At 46.7% G+C, this 21,888-nt stretch carries 23 protein-coding genes; 11 read left to right on the plus strand and 12 right to left on the minus strand.

Features of this window, described 5'->3' with window-relative positions; genetic code table 11:
• The first annotated feature begins 1 nt into the window (after position 1).
• From SFSGTM_RS08770 to SFSGTM_RS08780, 3 genes are all read left to right on the plus strand, one after another.
• Positions 2-1,954, plus strand: a complete 1,953-nt coding sequence (locus SFSGTM_RS08770) for an amylosucrase (protein ID WP_162084825.1) — start codon at positions 2-4, stop codon at positions 1,952-1,954.
• Between the two features lie 12 nt (positions 1,955-1,966).
• Positions 1,967-2,878, plus strand: a complete 912-nt coding sequence (locus SFSGTM_RS08775) for a mechanosensitive ion channel family protein (RefSeq protein ID WP_162084826.1) — start codon at positions 1,967-1,969, stop codon at positions 2,876-2,878.
• A 111-nt stretch (positions 2,879-2,989) separates the two neighbouring features.
• A complete protein-coding gene (locus SFSGTM_RS08780; RefSeq protein ID WP_162084827.1) occupies positions 2,990-3,268 on the plus strand; it encodes a hypothetical protein in 279 nt (92 codons plus the stop codon).
• Here SFSGTM_RS08780 and arsJ read toward each other — a convergent pair.
• From arsJ to SFSGTM_RS08795, 3 genes are all read right to left on the minus strand, one after another.
• The gene (gene arsJ / locus SFSGTM_RS08785; RefSeq protein WP_162084828.1) at positions 3,265-4,473 is read right to left on the minus strand and encodes an organoarsenical effux MFS transporter ArsJ; all 1,209 of its coding nucleotides are present in this window, start codon (positions 4,471-4,473) and stop codon (positions 3,265-3,267) included. The two genes, SFSGTM_RS08780 and arsJ, sit on opposite strands and share 4 nt — an antisense overlap.
• A 3-nt stretch (positions 4,474-4,476) precedes the next feature.
• On the minus strand, positions 4,477-5,472 hold the full coding sequence (locus SFSGTM_RS08790; protein WP_162084829.1) for an ArsJ-associated glyceraldehyde-3-phosphate dehydrogenase: 996 nt from the start codon (positions 5,470-5,472) through the stop codon (positions 4,477-4,479).
• A 228-nt stretch (positions 5,473-5,700) separates the two neighbouring features.
• Positions 5,701-5,946 (minus strand): TIGR02647 family protein, encoded by a 246-nt coding sequence (locus SFSGTM_RS08795; protein WP_162084830.1) that lies wholly within the window; start codon positions 5,944-5,946, stop codon positions 5,701-5,703.
• A gap of 152 nt (positions 5,947-6,098) precedes the next feature.
• Here SFSGTM_RS08795 and SFSGTM_RS08800 point away from each other — a divergent pair, with 152 nt between their 5' ends.
• A complete protein-coding gene (locus tag SFSGTM_RS08800) occupies positions 6,099-6,839 on the plus strand; it encodes a 2OG-Fe dioxygenase family protein (protein WP_162084831.1) in 741 nt (246 codons plus the stop codon).
• A 21-nt stretch (positions 6,840-6,860) separates the two neighbouring features.
• On the opposite strand, the gene hslO is transcribed toward SFSGTM_RS08800, so the two are convergent.
• The gene (gene hslO / locus SFSGTM_RS08805) at positions 6,861-7,736 is read right to left on the minus strand and encodes an Hsp33 family molecular chaperone HslO (RefSeq protein WP_162084832.1); all 876 of its coding nucleotides are present in this window, start codon (positions 7,734-7,736) and stop codon (positions 6,861-6,863) included.
• Between the two features lie 97 nt (positions 7,737-7,833).
• On the opposite strand from hslO, the gene SFSGTM_RS08810 reads away from it, so the two are divergent.
• Complete coding sequence (locus SFSGTM_RS08810; RefSeq protein ID WP_162084833.1) at positions 7,834-10,131, plus strand: Tex family protein; 2,298 nt, start codon at positions 7,834-7,836, stop codon at positions 10,129-10,131.
• A 64-nt stretch (positions 10,132-10,195) separates the two neighbouring features.
• Here SFSGTM_RS08810 and SFSGTM_RS08815 read toward each other — a convergent pair whose 3' ends face one another.
• The 6 genes from SFSGTM_RS08815 to SFSGTM_RS08840 form a co-directional block, all read right to left on the minus strand.
• Entirely contained in the window at positions 10,196-10,471 is a 276-nt protein-coding gene (locus tag SFSGTM_RS08815; protein WP_162084834.1) for a twin-arginine translocation signal domain-containing protein, read from the minus strand.
• Positions 10,472-10,540: 69 nt separating this feature from the next.
• Entirely contained in the window at positions 10,541-11,152 is a 612-nt protein-coding gene (locus SFSGTM_RS08820; RefSeq protein ID WP_162084835.1) for a DNA-3-methyladenine glycosylase family protein, read from the minus strand.
• Position 11,153: 1 nt separating this feature from the next.
• The gene (locus tag SFSGTM_RS08825) at positions 11,154-11,720 is read right to left on the minus strand and encodes a YceI family protein (protein ID WP_162084836.1); all 567 of its coding nucleotides are present in this window, start codon (positions 11,718-11,720) and stop codon (positions 11,154-11,156) included.
• Positions 11,721-11,747: 27 nt separating this feature from the next.
• Positions 11,748-12,302: a YceI family protein gene (locus tag SFSGTM_RS08830; RefSeq protein ID WP_162084837.1), complete on the minus strand. Its 555-nt coding sequence runs from the start codon at positions 12,300-12,302 to the stop codon at positions 11,748-11,750.
• The gene (locus SFSGTM_RS08835) at positions 12,299-12,841 is read right to left on the minus strand and encodes a cytochrome b (protein ID WP_174237408.1); all 543 of its coding nucleotides are present in this window, start codon (positions 12,839-12,841) and stop codon (positions 12,299-12,301) included. The genes SFSGTM_RS08830 and SFSGTM_RS08835 overlap by 4 nt, the downstream gene beginning before the upstream one ends.
• Entirely contained in the window at positions 12,838-13,281 is a 444-nt protein-coding gene (locus SFSGTM_RS08840) for a MarR family winged helix-turn-helix transcriptional regulator (protein ID WP_162084838.1), read from the minus strand. Before SFSGTM_RS08840 ends, SFSGTM_RS08835 begins: the two co-directional genes overlap by 4 nt.
• A gap of 145 nt (positions 13,282-13,426) precedes the next feature.
• Here SFSGTM_RS08840 and ppsA point away from each other — a divergent pair, with 145 nt between their 5' ends.
• From ppsA to SFSGTM_RS08865, 5 genes are read left to right on the plus strand one after another with little or no spacing between them, the layout of a single operon-like run.
• Complete coding sequence (gene ppsA / locus SFSGTM_RS08845; RefSeq protein ID WP_162084839.1) at positions 13,427-15,862, plus strand: phosphoenolpyruvate synthase; 2,436 nt, start codon at positions 13,427-13,429, stop codon at positions 15,860-15,862.
• Positions 15,859-17,247 (plus strand): MBL fold metallo-hydrolase RNA specificity domain-containing protein, encoded by a 1,389-nt coding sequence (locus SFSGTM_RS08850; RefSeq protein ID WP_162084840.1) that lies wholly within the window; start codon positions 15,859-15,861, stop codon positions 17,245-17,247. The genes ppsA and SFSGTM_RS08850 overlap by 4 nt, the downstream gene beginning before the upstream one ends.
• An 11-nt stretch (positions 17,248-17,258) precedes the next feature.
• Complete coding sequence (locus tag SFSGTM_RS08855; RefSeq protein ID WP_162084841.1) at positions 17,259-18,527, plus strand: MgtC/SapB family protein; 1,269 nt, start codon at positions 17,259-17,261, stop codon at positions 18,525-18,527.
• Between the two features lie 12 nt (positions 18,528-18,539).
• Positions 18,540-19,460, plus strand: a complete 921-nt coding sequence (locus SFSGTM_RS08860; RefSeq protein WP_162084842.1) for a DnaJ C-terminal domain-containing protein — start codon at positions 18,540-18,542, stop codon at positions 19,458-19,460.
• Between the two features lie 2 nt (positions 19,461-19,462).
• Positions 19,463-19,771 carry a chaperone modulator CbpM gene (locus SFSGTM_RS08865; protein WP_162084843.1) on the plus strand — a complete coding sequence of 103 codons (309 nt, stop codon included), beginning with the start codon at positions 19,463-19,465 and terminating at the stop codon, positions 19,769-19,771.
• Between the two features lie 55 nt (positions 19,772-19,826).
• On the opposite strand, the gene SFSGTM_RS08870 is transcribed toward SFSGTM_RS08865, so the two are convergent.
• The gene (locus tag SFSGTM_RS08870) at positions 19,827-20,117 is read right to left on the minus strand and encodes a hypothetical protein (RefSeq protein WP_162084844.1); all 291 of its coding nucleotides are present in this window, start codon (positions 20,115-20,117) and stop codon (positions 19,827-19,829) included.
• A gap of 201 nt (positions 20,118-20,318) precedes the next feature.
• A complete protein-coding gene (gene radA, locus SFSGTM_RS08875; protein WP_162084845.1) occupies positions 20,319-21,677 on the minus strand; it encodes a DNA repair protein RadA in 1,359 nt (452 codons plus the stop codon).
• Between the two features lie 35 nt (positions 21,678-21,712).
• Between radA and SFSGTM_RS08880 the strand changes: the two genes are divergently transcribed.
• Positions 21,713-21,826, plus strand: coding sequence for a peptide chain release factor-like protein (locus tag SFSGTM_RS08880; protein WP_162084846.1), 114 nt, complete (start codon positions 21,713-21,715; stop codon positions 21,824-21,826).
• The last annotated feature ends 62 nt before the right edge of the window (positions 21,827-21,888 follow it).

The following is a 21,888-nucleotide window of genomic DNA, read 5'->3' on the forward strand; positions in this document are numbered from 1 at the left end:
AATGTACGAACAAATTTCCCATTCGCTACTTAATGAAATACTGAATGATATAAAACCCGAGATTAGAAACCTGCGGCTGCATCATTTTTACACCCGCCTCGGCGCCAATTTCTACGCAATACACTCATTGTTTCACCTGCTCTATGGTGATCGAGACGATTTTAAACAGCAGATGACCCACCTGGTTGAAACACTGGCCAGCCGTTACGCCGAACGTGATGATGAACTGAAACAATCCGATCTGGATCGTGAAAAAAACCATAACTGGTTTTTGAGTCAGAAATGGGTCGGAATGGCATTGTATTGCGACCGTTTTTCTGAAAATCTGCAAGGCTTAAACACGAAACTACCCTACTTGCAGGAGCTCGGCATCAACATGCTGCATATTATGCCTATTCTGGACTGTCCTCAGGATAACAGCGATGGTGGCTATGCAGTGCGTAATTTCCGCAAGGTAGATACACAATATGGCACGACTGATGATGTTGTAAAACTGGCCTCAGGACTGCGCAAGCGTGACGCATTGTTAGTGCTTGATATCGTTGTTAATCACACATCTGATGAGCATGAGTGGGCACAGCGTGCAAAACGAGGTGAAAAAAAATATCAGGATTACTACTACGTCTTCGATGACCGCGAGTTACCCGATATTTATGAAGAAACCATGCCTGAGGTTTTTCCAACCACAGCACCGGGTAATTTCACCTGGGATGAGGAGATGGGAAAGTGGGTCATGACTGTATTCAACAATTACCAGTGGGACCTGAACTACCATAACCCGGCTGTGCTCATCGAGATGATAGACATCATTCTGTTCTGGGCAAACAAGGGCGCGGACATATTACGCATGGATGCGGTCGCATTCCTGTGGAAAAAAATAGGCAGTGTCTGCCAGAACGAACGCGAAGCACATTTACTGCTGCAACTGATGAAAGACTGCTGCCAAGTAACTGCACCCGGCGTGCTATTCATAGCTGAAGCTATCGTTTCCCCGAGTGAAATCAGCAAATACTTTGGTGAAGACGCAATCAATGCCAAAGAATGCGAAATCGCTTATAACGCCACACTCATGGCTTTGCTCTGGGATGCCGTAGCAACCAGAAATGCTGCCTTACTCACGCAGGGCCTCAAAAATCTGCCCGTAAAGCTGGAGCGAGCCACCTGGCTCAACTATGTACGCTGCCATGACGATATCGGCCTGGGTTTTGACGATAATGACATACGCTTGGCAGGTTATGACCCCACCAGTCACCGGCACTTTGTCATTGATTATTTTACTGGCAAATTTCCTGATTCCCCGGCCAGAGGATTGCCATTTGGCGCCAATCCCAAGACCGGCGATGCCCGTATTTCCGGTTCACTTGCCTCACTCGTCGGCCTGGAATCTGCACTGGAAAATGGGGACGAGGCTGCTATTGATGCCGCAATCAAGACCATCACTTTGTTACATAGCGTCATACTGTCATTTGGCGGCATCCCGTTGCTCTACTATGGCGATGCAATCGGCACGCTCAATAGCCTGGAGTATCTCGCCGAACCCACCAAGGTCGCGGATAACCGCTGGATGAATCGCTCTCACTTTGACTGGCGCAAAGCGGAACTACGCCAGCAGCCGGGCACCGTTGAATATCAAATATTCAGTGCGCTTAAAAAAATGATCGCACTACGCAAAGAAACAACTGCATTCGCAGATTTCGATAATCGCCAATTTCTGACAGTAGACAATCCTAACTTGTTGGTCTACTCACGAACCGACCCGCAAAACAACCGCAACCGAGTACTGGTGATCAGCAACTTCAACGTAGAACCACAATCACTTGCCGCCAGCATACTGACTACGTATGGCTATTTCCAACTAGGGGTAATGAAAAATCTCTGTGCCAATACTCAAATTGCAATAGAAAACGGTGCGCTAATCATTCCTGCACTGACCACCTTCTGGCTAACTGACTGAAAAGGAAACATTTTGGAAAAATCATTATCGGCATTTGACATCGCAAGTTTCAAAGAATTATTACACTTATCACAACCCATCTTACACATACTACTAATCCTGATACTCGCTACGGTATTACTGGCACTATCTCGCAAAGCCATTAAGATATTAAAAGGTTTGTTACGCAGCCATGCTGACCACAATCTGGAAGATTTAAAACGGATCGAAACGTTGAGCCAAGTATTTCGCTATATTACTTCTGTAGTTGTCGGGGTGGTGACTGGCATGCTCATATTAGGTGAACTTGGTATTTCCATCGCCCCAATATTGGCTGCGGCTGGCGTGCTTGGTATTGCGGTTGGATTCGGTGCGCAGAGTCTGGTCAAGGACTACTTTACCGGATTTTTTCTGCTTCTGGAAAATCAGGTTCGGCAAGGTGACGTAGTCGAAGCCGGGGGAAAAGCCGGTCTGGTTGAGGAAGTTACACTACGCTATCTCAAACTGCGTGATTATGAAGGTAATGTCCATTTCATTCCCAACGGCATAGTCACTACCATTACCAATATGAGCAGAGGTTACTCATATTCGGTCATAGATGTGGGTGTAGCCTACCGCGAGAACACAGATGAAGTAATGGCTATCATGCATGAAGTCGGCGCTGAAATGCGCGAGGACGAGGTATTTAGCAATAAAATCGTCGACGCTATGGAAATGGCGGGTGTTGATAAATGGGATGCGTCGGCTGTGGTATTGCGTTGCCGCTTCAAAGTGCAACCGCTACAACAATGGGATGTACGCAGGGAATATTTACGCCGTTTAAAACATGCTTTTGATCTCAAAGGCATCGAAATCCCCTTCCCTCATTTGACTGTATATGCAGGACAATCCAAGGATGGCTCAGCCCCGCCTTTGCATATTGCACAATTCGCTAGTCGAGGGTGATAATATTAACGCAAGCACAGCAATCAGATATGCACATTGAATAAACATGAATGATGTGGCAATGTAATCATCGTGTAAGGTATTTAATCATTTCTTGTGTAAGGGAGACGCATGATGGTGGTCATTAACCGCAACAGAAAAACCGCACTGGCTGTTCGGCGCACGGGTTGCGCTGTGCTGATGATAGTCATGCGTTCTGGAAAACTGACGACGTCCTATGTAAAACATCAGGAATTTGAAACCGAATGGCGTGAAATGAAGAAATCCATGGAACAGGCGCTCATCACATTTTCCAGACATGCAAAGAAAAACGGGGCAACCCAGTCTGCCCTCAATGCACTGAAAAAACTAACTAAAGAACAGGAATCTGCTTCGCTACGATTATTCTAAGACGTAGCACTGGTTTCTATTCGCTCTGGCAAACCTAAAGACAGCAACCATGCCATTATGACAAACCCACTGGATAGCCATAGGCAGCCAGTTAAACCATATTGTTGATAAGACCAACCCGACAATACCGTGCCAACCAAACGTCCGCCCGCATTGGCCATGTAGTAAAAACCCACTTTAAGTGCGACTTTATCCTGATCAGCATAAGCGAGTATCAGATAAGAATGCAGTGCTGAATTGATAGCAAATACCACACCAAACAGCATCAACCCGATAACCAGTACTGTAGCTGGATCCTTATGCTGCATCAGCGCCCATGCCATACCAGCAGGTATCAGTAACAGTATGAATGCCCAACGTCTTGCCGCACCTGCTCCCAATTGATGCTCTTTAAGCCGCAGCAACATGGGTGCAACGGCTTGCACGAAGCCATAACCTATCACCCATAGCGCCATGAAGCCCCCTACCCACATAAAGCTCCATTTCAGCTCGCTGTACATAAACACAGGCACAGCAACAACAAACCAGACATCACGTGCACCAAACAGGAAAAAGCGTGCTGCCGATAACCAGTTGATCGCGGCATTATTGGAAAATACCTGAGTAAACTTGGCGCTGGATTTGGCCTTGCCTAATTCACGTGGCAATATCAGCATGGTGATGACCATAACAATGAATAGACTACCGGACAAGATAAGCAAAGCATGGCTAAATCCGACAAACTCTAGCAATACGGCGCCTAGGAAGAAGCCGACTCCTTTCAATGCATTCTTCGATCCAGTCAGGATTGCGACCCATTTGAATAAGCGCGCGTTTTCACCCTGTGGCACCAGCGTTTTCACACTGGATTTTGCCGACATTTTATTCAGATCTTTGGCTATACCCGACATGGCCTGTGCAAACATGACATAAGGCACGGTAAGCATCGCCACTGGAACCGCCAGCATCGCCAGCGCACCCACCTGCATCGCCATGCCCACATGCATGGTTACGTTCATACCTAATCGCGCAGCAAGCCAGCCGCCGACAAGATTAGTTACTATGCCAAAGAATTCATAAAACAGAAACAGCATCGCCACCGCAAAAGGGCTATAACCCAACTGATGGAAGTACAGCACCACCAGCATACGTATCGCCCCATCAGTCAGGGTAAACGCCCAATAACCGCCTGTCACCGTCAGATAATTGCGCAGGTCATGATTCATGATTTATAGACTGGCTGCCACTTTCGCGGCCAACTCCATCATGCGGTTCATATAGCCCCACTCGTTGTCATACCAGGCATAAATCTTGACTTGCGTATCGTCAATCACCATCGTCGATAGCGCATCCACAATAGATGAGCGCGGGTCATTTTTATAATCTACTGATACTAACGGGCGCTCTTCATAGCCTAATATGCCCCGTAAATAAGTATCGGCTGCGGTTTTGAAATAGCTGTTAATTTCTTCAGCCGTAACCGCACGTTTTGCTTCAAACACAAAGTCAGTCAACGACGCATTGAGCAAAGGTACACGCACAGCATGACCATTGAGCTTACCTGCCAGCTCAGGGAATATCTTGGTAATGGCCTTGGCTGAACCTGTCGTTGTCGGTATTAGTGATTCGCCACACGCCCGCGCACGGCGCAAATCCTTGTGACCCTTATCAACGATGGTCTGGGTATTGGTCATGTTATGCAGTGTAGTCATACAGCCATGTACAATGCCAATTTTCTCATGCATAACTTTAACAACAGGTGCTAAACAGTTGGTTGTACATGAAGCCGACGTGAGTAAGTGATGCACATCTGGTTGGTAGAGATAATCATTCACGCCATAAACCACGTTGAGCGCTCCCTCGACAGGTGCTGCCACTATGACCTTTTTCACGCCCTGATCAAAATAGGACTGCAACTGTTCAACTTTGCGAAATTTTCCCGTACATTCAAGTACGATATCGCAGCCTGACCAGTCCGTGTCCGCAATTTCCTTGTTTGCGCTATAAGCTATCGCAACACCATCTATCACCACATGACCATCATCAGCACTACAATCTGGCTGCCAAATCCCATGGACAGAATCGAATTTCAGCAAATGTGCTGCGGTCACTGCGTTGCCAGCTATTTCATTGATCTGTTTAAAAGTAAGTATTGAGTTGCCCCAAGCCGCACGCACACCCAACCGCCCCATACGTCCAAAACCATTGATACCGATAGTTGCCATGCTGCCGTCCCTGTCAAATTGATCTGTGGCGAATTATATTCGCCATATCAAATATAATAAACAGCAAATACATCATGTCATAAAAAATTAATATTTGGGCTGGTTTGAGTTGAGGCAGGCAATGAATTTACTGGGTGACAAAATCGTCACCGCAGTAATTTTGTTAATGATACGAGAGCATCAATAGCGTATGTCGTTCCCACTTGTACAGGAACGAATAAAGTGAAATTAAACGGCTACAACTGAGGTTAATATGGTCAGTGCCATTGCTGCATGCTCAGCAACTTCACGACCCAAATCGGTTAAATATCCACCATCTACTTCTGTAACCAACCCCTTATCGAACAATCGCGCAGTCGTAGCAATTACCGCTGCATCTGCATTCTTATGGATTTTGATACCTTGTTGATTGGTAGTTAAATCATAACGTAGCAAGGCATTCAATTCATCGACTAAATCTTTGGTATAAATCATGTTAACTCCTCGCGGTAACATCAACCCGAATGGGTGACGAAGTTTCACAGTATCGCACTCGTCAACCCGCGTCAATAAGTCAGATTGAGCCCTATTCAATTCAAGCTCACCATTCTATACTGCCGAATGTTCTTCACACTACATAGCATCTTATGAGTATCACGACGATCACCCCTCCCTATACACCGCTCAACACATTAGGCCATCAGCTAAACACTGAGGGTTATGTCGTACTTGACCCATTATCGGTGTGCGCACTCATACATACAGATTTAACTGCACTCAGCACCATCCAGCCTGGCTGGGATAACTTGCCTGTTGATCAGTTCCTGCGTGATGGAGGGCGTTATCGACAACGCAGACATGCCAGTTTTATTGTTTCTCACAATGAAGTTAAGCAAACACCACACCGCGCGCATTGGCAACCGCTTGAATATAATGCTTTACACGGCGGTATGCAGCGCATGTTCGAGCCAATTGCCGAAAACACAATAACGCAACCTGTTTGGTCTCAACTGTTAACAGCAATAGCTACAGTGTGCGACAGTATCAAAGGTGAACAGCCGTGGTACGTAGAAGCGCACCAGTTCCGCATAGACACAACCGATGGCATAGGGCGACCGACTCCTGAAGGTGCGCATCGTGACGGTGTGGATTTTGTGGCGATATTGCTGATTACGCGTGAGCAGGTCAAAGGTGGCGAAAGTCGTGTGTTTGCGGCAGACAGTGCAAATGGGCAACGCTTTACTTTGATTGAACCTTACACATTACTCATACTCGACGACGAGCGTGTTATTCATGAAACCACACCGATACAACCGACTGCACCAGGTGGACATCGTGATACGCTGGTGCTGACTTTTCGTTCAGGTGGATTTCAGGAAGCTGAGTAATTTGAGCTGGTCTAATCCTGATTAATGCCGAGTAACATCGGTGGTTACTACATGGGGTAACCATAATTGCGCAGCATCAATCGGATCAAACCGATAATGTCGGTTGCAAAACTCGCATTGCACTTCGATTTTCCCTTGCTCTTCCAGCACTGATTCAACTTCTTCTCGACCCAGCATTTTCAGCATATCCGCAACCCGTGTACGCGAGCAAGTGCAATCAAATTGCAGCGCTTCAGCTTCATAAACACGTATATCTTCTTCATGAAATAAACGTTGCAATATCATATGTGCACTCAATTCCAGCAATTCATCAGGCTTTACTGTCGCCACTAAATGGCTCGCACGGTTCCATGCATCCGGATCAGCATCAGGCAAATCAGGTAATTTTTGTATAAGTATGCCCGCCGCACACTCATCATCCGCAGCGAGAACGATATGGGTGTCGATTTGCTCTGACTGTGCCATGTAATGCATAAGCGCAGCAGCAACATTATCACCCTGCAGCGGCACGATACCTTGGTAGGCTTGTTTATCACTGCTTTCTGGATCCAGGGTAATGAGCAAGCGTCCTTCGCCTAACAAATCCGCAAAGTTGCCGTGGGTCAAATCACCTGTCCACTTCGCTGTGGCACGCAGGGTGTGGGCTGACGTGGCTTCGACAACCAGCAACTGAATTGCACCCTCGCCTTGCATTTGCAATATCATGCTGCCCTCAAATTTCAACGTAGCAATCAGCAAGGCCGCAGCCGCCATGAATTCACCAAGCAAGTTCTGTAAAGCAGGCGGATAGTCAGCGTGTTTAAGTACCTCTTGCCAAGTTTTATCCAAGCTCACAATCTCGCCACGCACAGCAGCTTGTTCAAACATAAAGCGGGTCAGGCAGTCGGTAGTCATCATGGCTAAACTATGTGTCAAAAATAATAGTTAATTATACCGCTTGTCAGCGCCAAGAACTTTCTGCATAGTCACGCTTTTTGCAAATTCGTATCGAAATATGTTGCCTACCATAGAACAGCGCTTAGCTCAGGAAATGAATGTCCGCCCACAACAAGTCAATGCAGCCGTCAGCTTGTTAGATGAAGGGGCAACCGTTCCCTTTATTTCACGCTACCGCAAAGAAGCAACTGGCGGGCTGGATGATACGCAAATGCGCCTGCTACAAGACAGATTAGGCTACCTGCGCGAGCTGGAACAGCGCCGTGATGCCATCATCAGTAGCATTAGTGAACAAGGTAAACTTACGCCAGCATTGCAGCATGCAGTTACCCATGCAGAAACCAAACAGTCATTAGAAGATTTATACCTGCCCTACAAACAGAAACGTCGTACCAAAGCACAAATCGCACGCGAAGCAGGCTTAACGCCTTTAGCAGATAGCTTGTTTAATGATCCCACTCTAAATCCTGAGCAAACCGCATTGTCATATGTGGATGCAGAAAAAGGCATAGTCGATAGCAAAGCGGCGCTCGAAGGCGCGCGGCAGATTCTAATGGAACGTTTTGCCGAAGATGCAGGCTTGCTGGCACGATTACGTGAACACGTATCAGCACATGGCATGATGGTATCCAGAGTCGTTGCAGACAAAGAAACCGAAGGCGCAAAATTCAGAGACTATTTCGACTATCGCGAAGCACTTAAAGACATTCCGCCGCATCGCGCCTTAGCCCTGTTTCGTGGACGCAATGAGGGCATGCTTAGCATCGCTATCAAACTCCCAGAAGAACTCAGTGACACCCCCATGACGCACCCTGCTGAAGCCATGATAGCCCAACAAGTCGGTATCAGTTCACGCAACCGGGCTGCTGATCAATGGCTGGCAGATACGGTACGCTGGACCTGGAAAATCAAGCTCGCATTACATCTGGAACTGGAACTGCTGGGCGAGCTGCGTGAACGTGCTGAAGCCGAAGCCATCAAGGTGTTCGCACGCAATTTACATGACTTGCTACTCGCTGCTCCTGCGGGCTTACGCGCTACTATGGGTCTGGATCCTGGCATACGTACAGGGGTAAAAGTTGCCGTCGTTGATGCCACAGGTAAATTGCTCGACACGGCAACAGTTTACCCGCACCAACCGCGTAATGACTGGGATGGCGCTTTGCACACCCTCGCCCAACTGGCACAAAAACATCAAGTTGAGCTGATCAGCATAGGCAATGGCACGGCATCACGTGAAACCGATCAGCTTGCTGCAGATTTGATCGCGTGCCTGCCGCAACTTAACATGACTAAAATCGTCGTATCTGAAGCAGGCGCATCCGTCTATTCTGCCTCCGAGTTCGCTGCGAAAGAGTTCCCGCAACTTGATGTCAGCCTGCGTGGTGCAGTTTCCATCGCACGCCGCTTACAGGATCCCTTAGCCGAACTGGTCAAAATAGACCCCAAAGCCATAGGTGTAGGGCAATATCAACATGATGTCAGCCAAAGCAAGCTGGCTAAAAGCCTGGATGCCGTAGTTGAGGATTGTGTGAATGCCATCGGTGTAGACGTAAATAGCGCATCAGTTCCACTACTGGCACGAATCTCAGGCCTGTCGACCAGTCTCGCAGAGAGTATAGTAAATTATCGTGATCAGCACGGCATTTTTACCAGCCGGGCAGCACTGAAAAAAGTGCCTCGTTTGGGAGATAAAACCTTTGAACTGGCTGCTGGCTTTCTGCGTATCCGTGGCGATAATCCGCTGGATGCCTCTGCCGTCCACCCCGAAGCTTACCCAGTTGCCGAACGTATCTTGTATGATCTGATGCAAAAATTGCAAGCGCCTAAAGCTGATGAGTTGATTGGTAAAGCTGGCGTGTTCAATCAAATCGACCCACAAGCTTATGTTGATGAACATTTTGGTATTCCTACCATCAAGGATATTTTGCATGAGCTGGAAAAACCAGGACGTGATCCCCGCCCTGCGTTCAAAACTGCGACATTCAAGGCCGGCATTACCGCTATTAAAGACTTAACTGCAGGTTTGATACTGGAAGGCGTGGTCACCAATGTCACTAACTTTGGTGCGTTTGTGGATATCGGCGTACATCAAGATGGCTTGGTGCACATTTCTGCATTAGCTGATAAGTTCGTTAAGGATCCACATAGCGTGGTCAAAGCAGGCGATATCGTGAAAGTAAAGGTTCAGGAAGTCGATGCCCAGCGCAACCGTATTGCGCTTACCATGCGATTAACTGATGCCGCCACCATTAGCATGCCAGCCTCGCCTAAACCGAGCAAACGACTAGAAACCAATCAAACTCAGCCCCAAGGAGCGATGGCAAGTGCGCTGGCAGGATTGCTCAAAAGATAAGCTTGCTACATAAGTTCAGACGAAAAAAAACGCGGCTATTTGCCGCGTTTTACATTCAAAGCAATTAAGCCTTGGTATAAGCTAAACACCAGCCTTTAGGACTGACTTCGCCTTCAACAATTTTACATTGAGGTTTTTTACCTGGAATAAATTGCATACAGCTAGAACATTCAGCACCATTCTTAGGGCTATCCTGATACTGCATAGCAGCCTTAGGTGTTTTTGCAGCAGCAGCTTCTTTACTGACGACCAAAGCAGGAACCACTGAAATACTGGCTAACAACGCAGCACCCTTTAAGAAAGAACGACGTGATACTGGCTGATTTTTGATATCTTCCACAAATTTCTCCTGACTAAAGTTGATAAAGAATATTACAGTTCGCTAATGTATGCCTGTTAAACTCCATTGTCAATAAGCAACAAGTACTGGGTCCAGACTGCGCCAAAGGTACCATGTCGCCACCGAACGCCACGGTTGCCAACGCTCTGCGTGCTGCCGTAATTTGGCCTTGGTATGCGGCAATGTGTCGGGATAATGCTGGGCAATCGCCCGTTGCAAACCAATATCATCCAATGGCAACACATCAGGACGCAACAAATTAAACATCAAAAACATCTCTGCACTCCACTGCCCTATGCCGCGTATCTGCGTCAAATCACTGATAATTTCTACATCACTCATCGCATCCCAGGCACTAGGTACGATCAGACCTGCGGCAAAATGTCGCGCCAGATCATGTAAATATTCAACTTTGCGCTGTGAATACCCACATGACCGTATATCAGTAACTGAACAAGCTGCAATATGGGCTGGCGTGATTTCCGTCAATGCAACCAAACGCGCCCATACACTATCAGCCGCCTTGATTGAAATCTGCTGCCCGGTAATCGCACGGGCCAACGTCACAAAGGCATCACCACGGGTGAGCATTTGTCCGTGCGGATAACGAGCAATCAGGCCTGCCATTACCTCATCGGCCTGGCTTAATTGCGCAGTAGCAAGTGCCCAATAATCCTGCATGTTATTGCTGGATGGCTTCAACTGGGATAGTCAGCGTCACATCATCACCTACATACGGTGTGTACTTTGCCATATTAAAATCTGAACGCTTAATCATAGTTGTTGCATTTGCACCACATGCGGCTTTTTTAGCCATAGGATGTGGCATACATAACATAGAAGTCAAAGTTAAGGTAACAGGCTTGGTAATTCCTTTGATAGTCAGATTGCCATCGACTGCAACCACTTTATCACCATCAAATTTCAGTTTGCTGGATTTAAAAGTAATCGTTGGATATTTTGCGGTATCAAAGAAGTCCTCATCCTGCAGATGTTCGTTAAATACTGGAAAACCCGAGTCTACTGACTTGGCATCGATGGTGACATCAACAGAACCAGTCTTGGCAGCGCGATCTAAAACTATCGTGCCAGCGAGACTATCAAAACGACTCATTTGAGTAGAATAACCGAAGTGACTATAGCTAAATACTGGCTTGGTGTGATTAACATCAATAACATAAGTCTCAGGTGCCGCATAAGCTGCGGTTGTAAATGTGGTTGCAATGATTAAAGCTGATAATAGTTTCATGAAAAACTCCTGACTAATTAATAAAAATCACTTTACTGAACTCAGTACAAAGTGAAACTTCACCTGAACATCATCCGCCACCACTGATGGATCTGCCCAGGCCCCCTCACCTATCCCAAATGCTGCACGCGAGATAGGAATACTACCGTCCAACAACAAATTCGCACCTGCGAGTACACCGGTAAATGGCACAACCACATCACGCACCTTGCCCTTAATGGTTAATTTACCAACTGCTTGATAGCGATTGCCACCCAAGGCTTTGACAGCGCTGGAAACAAACGTAGCAGCCGGATATTCCTTGACGTTGAACCACGACTTGCTCTTGACTTCATCATTAGCTTCATCACTGCCCGCATCTATGCTGTTGAGCTTCACGGTTATTTGCGCCTTACCAGCTTCAGGATGTGCAGGATCCAGATTAATCAGACTGTCAAACTGGGCAAAGTTCCCAGTGACTGCCACGCCCATTTGCTTGGACACAAAGCTAATATTGCTTTTGGTTGCGTTAACCACACTAAAATTTGCAGCCAACACATGAGCGGAGGCAAGCAGTAACAACAATACTGATATAGCTTTCATTTAGGCGCTCCCAGAAAAGGCAACATGCGTCGTAAAGTATCATCACGCAGCATAAAGTGATGCTGTAACGCCGCACCGACATGCAAGACCACCAAACTTAATAAACCGTAATTAAGCAATTCATGGACTGACTTGAGCGTATGCCCCAACGCCTTGTCGGTATTAATTAAGTCAGGTATAGGCAATACGCCGAATAGAACTACTTGAAACCCTAATGCTGAACTCATTAACCAGCCAGTTAATGGTACAGCCAACATCAATCCATAGAGGGCAACATGCACCGTATGCGCAGCCATTACCTGCCATCGTGGCAAACCTGCCACTAATGCAGGTGGGCGATGTGTCACACGCCAAATCACGCGCAGAGTTAGCAACATCAAAATCACCATGCCTATCCATTTATGGTAGGAGTAGAGCTGCAATTTATGTGGTGATAACGGTAAATCACTCATATACAGACCTAATGGAAATGTAGCTATCATCAGTAAAGCCATCAGCCAATGCAGAGTAATAGCAGGATATGTATAGCGAATTGTCATGTTGCCTCCTTATCGAACAGACTGTGTATTTTCTGCAACGTTGCTTGCATCTGTTGAATTTCTTCTATATTTAAAACGGAAAAAACCTTATCCAGATAGTCTAAATGGTGCGGGAAAATATCATTAAAAGTTGCCTCACCCACTTCAGTTAATTGCACAATCTGACTACGCCCATCGTGTACAGCATCGTTACGCTGTACCAGACCTTTTTCTTCCAGCCTTTGTACTACGCCGGTCAAAGTACCTTTGGTAATCAAGGTTTTTTCACCTAACTCACGAAAGCTCATCCCTGCCGTATTTCCCAGTGTGGCAATAATATCGAACTGACATCCAGTCAATCCCATACTGCGTATATCCTGACTGGAATAAGCCTCAAATGCCTGAAAGCTGCGTGCCAATTCGCGGATTAATGGTAAAAATGGTCGGTTAAATTTCATCATGCAATTCATATAAAACTAAGGTTATGAAAATATAGTACTAATAAGAACTAAATACAAGTATCTTTCCAATTTATTTTGTTAGCGTCGCACAACTTAAAAATCGGCATATACTTAAAGGATAAATAATAAAGCGCAGGAGGCTATCATGACCAATAACTACATACGCTGGTTTGAAGATATCACTTTGGACGATATTGCATCGGTCGGTGGGAAAAATGCTTCACTGGGTGAAATGTATAGAGAACTATCCCCGCAAGGCGTAAAGGTGCCAAACGGATTTGCCATTACTGCGGCAGCTTACCGATCACTATTGGCACAATCAGGTATCGCCAGTGCGTTGCATGACGCAATGGATAATCTAAATGCAGATGATATGAATGACCTGGCGCAACGCGGTGCCCGCGCACGAGAGATTATTTACAATGCACCATTAGCTGATGAGCTCATTACACAAATATTATTGGCTTATGCAGCACTTAAGGCAGAATATGGTAACGAACTCAGTCTCGCAGTACGCAGTTCCGCCACCGCAGAAGACCTCCCCACCGCCAGTTTTGCCGGACAACAAGATACTTTTCTAAATATCAGTGGCGATAACGAGCTACTTGAAGCCTGCAAACGCTGTTTTGCCAGTTTATTTACCGATCGAGCCATCCATTACCGTATAGATCAAGGGTTTGATCATTTTGATGTTGCCTTGTCGATAGGCGTGATGAAAATGGTACGCTCGGACATAGCCGCATCTGGCGTGATGTTCTCGCTTGATACCGAAACCGGGTTTAACGATGTCGTATTTATCACTGGGGCTTATGGCTTGGGCGAAAATGTCGTACAAGGCACGGTTGAACCTGATGAGTTTTACGTACACAAGCCCACTTTTAAACTGAGACACCGTATGGTATTGCGTCGCCGTCTGGGTGGCAAAAAGATAAAAATGATTTATACCGCAGAGACTGCGACCTCACCCACCCGCAATATCGCCACTCCCGAAGCTGATCAGGCTCGTTTTTGTATCAGTGACGCTGAAGTACTAACCTTAGCCGACTATGCATTGAAAGTTGAATCGCATTACTCACAAAAAATCGGCCATAACCGCCCTATGGATATGGAATGGGCGAAAGACGGGATAGATGGTCAGCTCTATATGGTACAGGCACGCCCCGAAACCGTGAACTCACAGCGCACAAAAAACATACTGGAGGTTTTTCAGCTTGATGGTGAAGGCGAGGTACTGATAACTGGCAATGCGGTCGGTGCGCGCATTGCCGCAGGAACGATACATGTGATTGCAGACGCAACTCATTTATCTGAATTTCAGGCAGGCGAAATACTCGTCGCTGACACGACCTCTCCTGACTGGGAACCAGTCATGAAGATAGCCTCGGCCATCGTCACCAATCGAGGTGGCCGCACCTGTCACGCTGCAATTATTGCGCGCGAACTGGGTATACCAGCCATCGTCGGTACGGATAGTGCGACGACAACCTTAATCAATGGTGAGAAGGCTACCGTATCCTGCGCTGAAGGCGAAACAGGCAAGGTTTACCGTGGCGAGATTCCATTTCATGTCGCACAGACTGATCTTGCTGAACTGGCACGGCCAGCCACAGAAATCATGATCAATATCGGCAACCCGGATATCGCCTTCAAAACCGCCCAGTTACCCAATGACGGCGTCGGCTTGGCGCGCATGGAGTTTATTATCACTCAGGCGATCAAAGCCCATCCCATGGCGCTATTGCACCCTGACCGAATTACAGATACGAGTGTTCGTGACAAAATAACAGCGCTCACACAGGGATACAAAGATGGCGCAGACTTTTTCGTCTCTCGTCTTGCCGAAGGAGTCGGCACTATCGCCGCAGCGTTCTATCCCAAGCCTGTCGTTTTACGCATGTCGGATTTCAAATCCAATGAGTATGCCTCACTGCTCGGTGGACAGGATTTTGAGCCAACTGAAGCCAATCCGATGATAGGTTTCCGCGGTGCATCACGTTATGCACATCCCGCTTATGCCGATGGCTTCCGTCTGGAATGTCAGGCCATGAAACGCGTGCGTGAAGAGATGGGATTAAGCAATGTCATACTCATGTTGCCATTTGTACGCCGCGTAGCAGAAGCTGACGCAGTGCTGGCTAAAATGGCGGAATTCGGTCTTAAACGTGGAGAGAACGGCTTACAAATTTATGCCATGTGCGAAGTGCCTAACAACGTTATTCTCATTGACCAGTTTGCTAAACGTTTTGATGGTTTTTCCATAGGCTCAAACGACCTCACCCAACTTACTTTAGGTGTCGACAGAGATAGTGAAATCGTCGCATTTGATTATGATGAACGTGACGATGGCGTAAAAGCCATGATACAACTCGCGGTTGAGGGTTGCCGCCGCAACCAAATTCATTCAGGTTTGTGTGGGCAAGCCCCTTCTGACTATCCTGAAATGGCTGAATTTCTGGTTCATTTAGGCATAAATTCTATCAGCCTGAATCCCGACAGCGTACTTGCTACTACACGCCGCATATTGGCATTAGAAGCACAATTAGGCCGTGCACCTCGCACCTTACCAGGAGAGCTGTCATGAATATCTCCTTCCACGGTGCAGACCGGGGTGTCACAGGGTCTTGTCACTTAATCCATTGCTCAGGTAAAAACATCCTGATTGATTGTGGCATGTATCAGGGCGGGCATGAACTAGACGAGGAAAATAGCAAACCGTTTGGCTTTGATCCCACAAAAATTGATTACGTACTGCTCACTCATGCCCATCTTGACCACTGCGGACGGCTGCCTTTGCTCGTTAAACGGGGATTTCGTGGCGAAATAATCACTACTTCGGCGTCTCGCGCATTAGCACGTGTGGTCATGATGGATGCGGCTGGATTACAGGAAGAAGAAGCCCGCTATCAAGCACGCAAACATCACCGTCGCGGCGAACAAACAGATGCTGATCCGTTATATGCCACTGTGGATGCTTTAAATACGCTGGATTACTTTGGACGGACAGCTGACTATGAAAAGCCTATCGCCATTACGCCAGATATACAGGCAACCTTTTATGATGCAGGGCACATACTGGGATCAGCCAGTATAGTATTAGCACTCAATGAAAATGGCATCAAGCGCACTGTAGCCTTCTCAGGTGATTTAGGTAACGCAGGTCGCAAACTACTCCGTGACCCAACTCCACTGCCACCTGTCGATGTGGTGGTGATGGAAACTACCTACGGTGACAGGCTGCATCGATCTTTGGATGGCTCAATAGCTGAACTCTATTTAGCAATTAATGATGCTAAAGCGCGTGGTGGCAATATCATCATCTCGACCTTCGCCCTGGAAAGAACCCAGGAACTGCTGTTCTACTTGCGTGAAGGTGTCGAACAAGGCTCATTGCCGCGTGGTATGCAAGTGTTTTTAGACTCTCCGATGGCGATATCCGCCACGGAAATATTCAAACGTTATCCTGATTGCTACACGCCTGCCACTGCTGCATTATTTGCCCATGGGCAAGATCCATTTAACATGCCCGGCCTGCACTTTACTCGCGAAACCTCACAGAGTATGGCAATTAACAATATAGTCGGCGGTGCCGTAATCATGGCGGGATCGGGGATGTGTACTGGCGGGCGTGTACGTCACCACCTAAAACATAACTTATGGCGTAATGATTCAAGTATTATCTTCGTCGGCTATGCGGCAAATGGCACATTAGCGCGACAAATCATTGACGGTGCGAGTAAAGTCAAAATTTTTGGTGAAGAAATTGCTGTCAAAGCCAAAATTTATACCATTAACGGCTTTTCTGCCCATGCAGACCGCGATGAATTACTGGCTTGGCACCGACACATCCATCCTGCCCGCACTTTTCTGGTTCATGGCGAGGAACCCGTCATGCAAAAATTTGCAGCGCTAATCTCTGATTCCGTCATTGAAATTCCTACACGTGGCCAAACTTTCGACTTATCCTAAAAATTTACCTTATGTTCACTTTACCTGATATCCCACCACTGCTTGAATCACTTATTGCCACTGTATTATTTGGTTTTGTTATTGGCCTGGAGGTTCATAGCTACCGCCGCGCCAGCAATCAAGATTTAGGTTTTGGAACGACGCGCACACTCACCTTACTCGCGGTGATGGGATTTGTACTTGCAGCACTTGATCCACACTTATGGTTATTTATGGCTGGGATGGGTGTTATTGCCTTGTTGCTCACCTTGCAATACTGGAATCGGCTTGCAGCAGGTGAACAAAGTCTGTTACCCACGTTTATCGCCCTGCTGACTTATCTAATTGGGCCGCTGGCACTGTATCAACCCTTATGGCTAGTGATATTGTATGTAGTCATCGTTTTACTATTACTGAGTGAAAAACCCTTTATCAGAAAATTTTCCGATAATATTCACAGTGCTGAAGCGATTACCTTAGCTAAATTCCTGATTATGGCAGGCCTGATCCTGCCCATGCTCCCAGATCAGCCGATCGCCAGTTTTATCAGTGTCAGTTATAGCCAGTTGTGGCTGTCTATCGTCGTGGTCTCAGGAATTTCATATGTAAGCTATCTAACTCAAACTTATTTTTTCCCAAATGCTGGCGTTTTATTAACGGGTATATTAGGCGGATTATATTCCAGCACCTCCGCCACAGCCGTATTGAGTCGGCGCGCACATAAAGTGAACGCCAGCAATCGGCTCTATGCGAGCGCTATCATTCTCGCTACTGCCATGATGTATCTGCGTTTAATGTTATTGATTACATTACTTGGACATATTGATGTTGCCCGTCAGCTAATTTTGCCCTTTGCATTGCTGATATCTGGCTCTGTCATCCTCGCCTGGTGGTTATATCGACAAGGCAACCACACCCAACCTGCCGTAAACGACACCAGCAACACTATCCACCACCCACTGGAGTTCTCTACTGCAATATTATTTGCCGGATTATTTGTATTTTTTGCCGGACTGACTCAAGCAGTTATTACGAAATTTGGATTAGCTGGTTTGCATAGCTTGTCATTATTAGTGGGTTTCAGCGATATCGATCCATTTATCCTTGCCTTATTGGCAGGAAAATACAGCATAAATATACACATCATTACTAGCGCAGTGTTAATGGCAACTGCCAGCAATAACATATTGAAAGCTATTTACACCTTGGGAATTGCACGCAATCGCAATGTTTTTGCCGCGGCCGCATGGCTTGTTTTTACAGGTTTCGCCTCCATTACCTATACATACATTAATCAATAAACAGGAGTCGTTATGGAATTTCAGGATTACTATAAAACGCTAGGCGTGGACAAAACCGCCAGCGCTGAAGAAATCAAAAAAGCCTATCGCAAATTAGCCCGTAAATATCATCCTGATGTCAGCAAAGAGGCTGATGCAGAAAAAATGATGAAGGCAGTGAACGAAGCCAACGAAGTGTTATCAGATCCTGAAAAACGTGCCGCTTATGATCAGGTTGGACAAGGTTATCAGTCTGGCCAAGATTTCCGTGCTCCACCTAACTGGGATGGTGGATTTGAATTTTCAGGTGGCAATTTTAACGACACGAGTGACTTTTTTGCCAATTTGTTTGGGCAAGCAGGTAAACGTAGCCAAGGCCGTAGACAATATCAGGAGCGTGGTGAAGATAAACATGCCAAGATTGTCATTGACCTGATCGATGCCTATCAAGGTACCACGCGCAATATCACCCTGCGCGCACCAGAACTCGATGCTACAGGTCACACGGTCAATAAAGAACGCACTATCAGTGTACAAATACCTAAGGGTGTCAAAGCCGGCCAGCATATCCGCCTCAATGGACAAGGCAGCCCTGGCTTTGGCGGTGGCGCTGCTGGCGATTTATATCTGGAAGTCCAATTCAGGGAAGATGCTCGTTTCCGCGTAGAGGAACGTGATGTCTACCAAACGGTGCCAGTCACCCCATGGGAAGCTGCATTAGGGGGTGGTATAGAGGTCAACACACCATCAGGTACAGTGCAAGTCAAAGTACCTGCCAATTCGCAAACAGGCCGTAAGTTACGTCTTAAAGGTCGTGGTATACCGAGTACAACCCCGGGTGATTTATATTTACTGCTCGAAGTCGTGTTGCCACCGGCAGACACTGAAGCCGCGCGTAAAATTTATGAAACCATGGCGCACGAGCTTGCCTTTAACCCACGTACGGGAGCGTAAACATGAGTATAACGGCTGTTATTATTGACGACGACCTGCTTACACTGACTGATTTAGCCCATAGCTGCAATGTCAGTCCAGAATGGATAGTTTCACGTTTAGAAGCTGGCCTGCTTAGTTTAACCATCACCAACGCTCAACCAGTACGCTATACCAGTGCCGAACTTACCCGAGTTCGACGCTTATGTAATATCGAGCGCAATTTTGATGCGAATCCGGAATTAGCCGCACTTGTTGTTGATATGATGGAAGAAATTGAACGACTCAGAAAACAACTCCAACCTGTTGATAAACAGGCGTTTGATATATAAAAAAACACGAAGTTTTTGACTTCGTGTTTTATGTTTTCCAGACCATCCCTAATACTTATTGATTTCGGATAGTAATCACCTGAACAATCAGATTTTCTGTATACAAAATACGATCGGCCATTAAACCTATTTGCTCTTCAGTTGAGAGTATGCCATCTATCAATTGACTTGCAATGCCTGCACTTAACACCATAGCTGTATTCACATTTGCGGCACGATTTGCACTATTGCTGGTATTTGCGTTGGGGCCAGCGGCATATACATTGTGTTGTGTGATAACTGTTACAGCCATTAACATTGATGAAAAAACAACTTTACGTAGCACTGCAGTCATATTTAAAAACATAACAAAACCCTTATCGAAGTAAATTTTAAAAAATGTCTCACATGAAATCGAGCGCTTACGTTTCACTGACGGCGGCATTGTAACATTACTATATTATAATTTACTAATACTATTTCACTGAATAAAGATAACAAACAGCCGTGAGAGAGTATCGATTTACTTACTAACTGGCACGCATCACCATTTCAGTTGATTCAGTAATTAAGCATCCCTAAGATAAGTCACAGCATCCTGCAAACGCTCCACACCAATAACCTCCATCCCAGCAATAGCCTGACGAGGTTTATTGGCAATGGGCACAATCGCCAGCGTAAAACCCAGTTTTGCGGCTTCACGCAGACGCTCTTGCCCGCGTTGCACAGGACGAATTTCACCCGCCAAACCAACCTCACCAAATACAACAAGTTTGTCTGGCATCGCTTTGTTTTTAAAAGATGAAACTATGGCCAGTAACAGAGGTAAATCAGCAGCTGGTTCATTGATACGCACACCACCGACCGCGTTGATAAATACATCCTGATCATGGCAGGCCAAGCCAGCATGGCGATGCAATACAGCTAATAACATAGCCAGCCTGTTTTGTTCAAGACCCACTGACAAGCGACGCGGATTCGGCATGGGTGAAGACTCAACCAAAGCTTGAATTTCCACTAATAACGGTCGTGTACCCTCTTGCGTCACCATGACGCACGACCCCGGCACATCAGAGCGGTGGCCAGACAGAAAAATAGCGGAAGGATTGGAAACACCTTTCAATCCCTTATCTGTCATGGCGAACACGCCTAGCTCGTTCACCGCCCCAAAGCGATTCTTAATTGCGCGTACCAGACGGAAAGTCGAGCTGGTGTCGCCTTCAAAATACAACACAGTATCAACAATATGCTCCAGCACGCGTGGCCCAGCCAAGGCACCTTCCTTGGTTACATGCCCAACAAGAAATATCACGGTACCGCTTTGTTTAGCGAATCGTGTTAATTGTGCCGCACACTCACGCACCTGTGCCACCGAGCCGGGTGCAGATTGCAATGCCTCGGAATATACTGTTTGTATGGAGTCGATTACTGCGATAAATGGCTGGTGTGCTTGCAGGGTCGCAAGTATTTTTTCTAATTGAATTTCAGCTAGCAGTTCCAGCTTTTCGCCATCCAGTTGCAAGCGATTCGCTCTCAGCGCGATTTGACGGGCGGATTCTTCACCACTGACATATAAGGTTTTGTGCTGCTGGCTCATGGCGGTCAACGCCTGTAGCAGCAAGGTTGATTTACCCACCCCAGGGTCGCCGCCAATAAGCACGACACCGCCCTTGACCACACCGCCACCCAGCACTCTATCCAGCTCATCTACTGTGGTTAATACACGCTCATCTTCAACTGCCTCAACGCTACCCAGCGTTTGTACTTGGCTGACTACCGATAACGCACTGTAACGCGAAGGTGTAACGGATTCAGCCAGCGTTTCAACCAGAGTATTCCATGCATCACAATGCGGGCATTGTCCTTGCCATTTGGTCGAAGAACCACCACATTCGGTACATGTGTAGAGCGTTTTTGCTTTAGCCATTTGAGGATATCGTATTACGTTATAATTGAGTCACTATGATACGCATTAACCGCCACATCAGCATCCCTGAATCCGAGATTAGCGAGCAGTTTATCCGCGCGTCGGGTCCTGGTGGGCAAAACGTCAACATGGTGTACACTCGTACATAACAAGGTGTTTTTGATGAAAAACAAGGTAATTTAGTACAAAATTAGACAGATATTGTGAATAA

It is taken from the genome of Sulfuriferula nivalis, assembly GCF_009937995.1.
GTDB lineage: Bacteria > Pseudomonadota > Gammaproteobacteria > Burkholderiales > Sulfuriferulaceae > Sulfuriferula > Sulfuriferula nivalis.

What these genes read in the sequence shown, in the direction of transcription:
- SFSGTM_RS08800 (WP_162084831.1), top strand. Translation starts at nt 6,099, where the DNA reads ATGAGTATCACGACGATCACCCCTCCCTATACACCGCTCAACACATTA.
- SFSGTM_RS08835 (WP_174237408.1), bottom strand. Translation starts at nt 12,841, where the DNA reads ATGACAATTCGCTATACATATCCTGCTATTACTCTGCATTGGCTGATG.
- SFSGTM_RS08830 (WP_162084837.1), bottom strand. Translation starts at nt 12,302, where the DNA reads ATGAAAGCTATATCAGTATTGTTGTTACTGCTTGCCTCCGCTCATGTG.
- SFSGTM_RS08825 (WP_162084836.1), bottom strand. Translation starts at nt 11,720, where the DNA reads ATGAAACTATTATCAGCTTTAATCATTGCAACCACATTTACAACCGCA.
- SFSGTM_RS08850 (WP_162084840.1), top strand. Translation starts at nt 15,859, where the DNA reads ATGAATATCTCCTTCCACGGTGCAGACCGGGGTGTCACAGGGTCTTGT.
- SFSGTM_RS08855 (WP_162084841.1), top strand. Translation starts at nt 17,259, where the DNA reads ATGTTCACTTTACCTGATATCCCACCACTGCTTGAATCACTTATTGCC.
- arsJ (WP_162084828.1), bottom strand. Translation starts at nt 4,473, where the DNA reads ATGAATCATGACCTGCGCAATTATCTGACGGTGACAGGCGGTTATTGG.
- SFSGTM_RS08865 (WP_162084843.1), top strand. Translation starts at nt 19,463, where the DNA reads ATGAGTATAACGGCTGTTATTATTGACGACGACCTGCTTACACTGACT.
- SFSGTM_RS08795 (WP_162084830.1), bottom strand. Translation starts at nt 5,946, where the DNA reads ATGATTTATACCAAAGATTTAGTCGATGAATTGAATGCCTTGCTACGT.
- SFSGTM_RS08780 (WP_162084827.1), top strand. Translation starts at nt 2,990, where the DNA reads ATGATGGTGGTCATTAACCGCAACAGAAAAACCGCACTGGCTGTTCGG.
- SFSGTM_RS08820 (WP_162084835.1), bottom strand. Translation starts at nt 11,152, where the DNA reads ATGCAGGATTATTGGGCACTTGCTACTGCGCAATTAAGCCAGGCCGAT.
- SFSGTM_RS08810 (WP_162084833.1), top strand. Translation starts at nt 7,834, where the DNA reads ATGTTGCCTACCATAGAACAGCGCTTAGCTCAGGAAATGAATGTCCGC.
- hslO (WP_162084832.1), bottom strand. Translation starts at nt 7,736, where the DNA reads ATGATGACTACCGACTGCCTGACCCGCTTTATGTTTGAACAAGCTGCT.
- radA (WP_162084845.1), bottom strand. Translation starts at nt 21,677, where the DNA reads ATGGCTAAAGCAAAAACGCTCTACACATGTACCGAATGTGGTGGTTCT.
- SFSGTM_RS08880 (WP_162084846.1), top strand. Translation starts at nt 21,713, where the DNA reads ATGATACGCATTAACCGCCACATCAGCATCCCTGAATCCGAGATTAGC.
- SFSGTM_RS08860 (WP_162084842.1), top strand. Translation starts at nt 18,540, where the DNA reads ATGGAATTTCAGGATTACTATAAAACGCTAGGCGTGGACAAAACCGCC.
- SFSGTM_RS08840 (WP_162084838.1), bottom strand. Translation starts at nt 13,281, where the DNA reads ATGATGAAATTTAACCGACCATTTTTACCATTAATCCGCGAATTGGCA.
- SFSGTM_RS08870 (WP_162084844.1), bottom strand. Translation starts at nt 20,117, where the DNA reads ATGTTTTTAAATATGACTGCAGTGCTACGTAAAGTTGTTTTTTCATCA.
- SFSGTM_RS08770 (WP_162084825.1), top strand. Translation starts at nt 2, where the DNA reads ATGTACGAACAAATTTCCCATTCGCTACTTAATGAAATACTGAATGAT.
- SFSGTM_RS08790 (WP_162084829.1), bottom strand. Translation starts at nt 5,472, where the DNA reads ATGGCAACTATCGGTATCAATGGTTTTGGACGTATGGGGCGGTTGGGT.
- ppsA (WP_162084839.1), top strand. Translation starts at nt 13,427, where the DNA reads ATGACCAATAACTACATACGCTGGTTTGAAGATATCACTTTGGACGAT.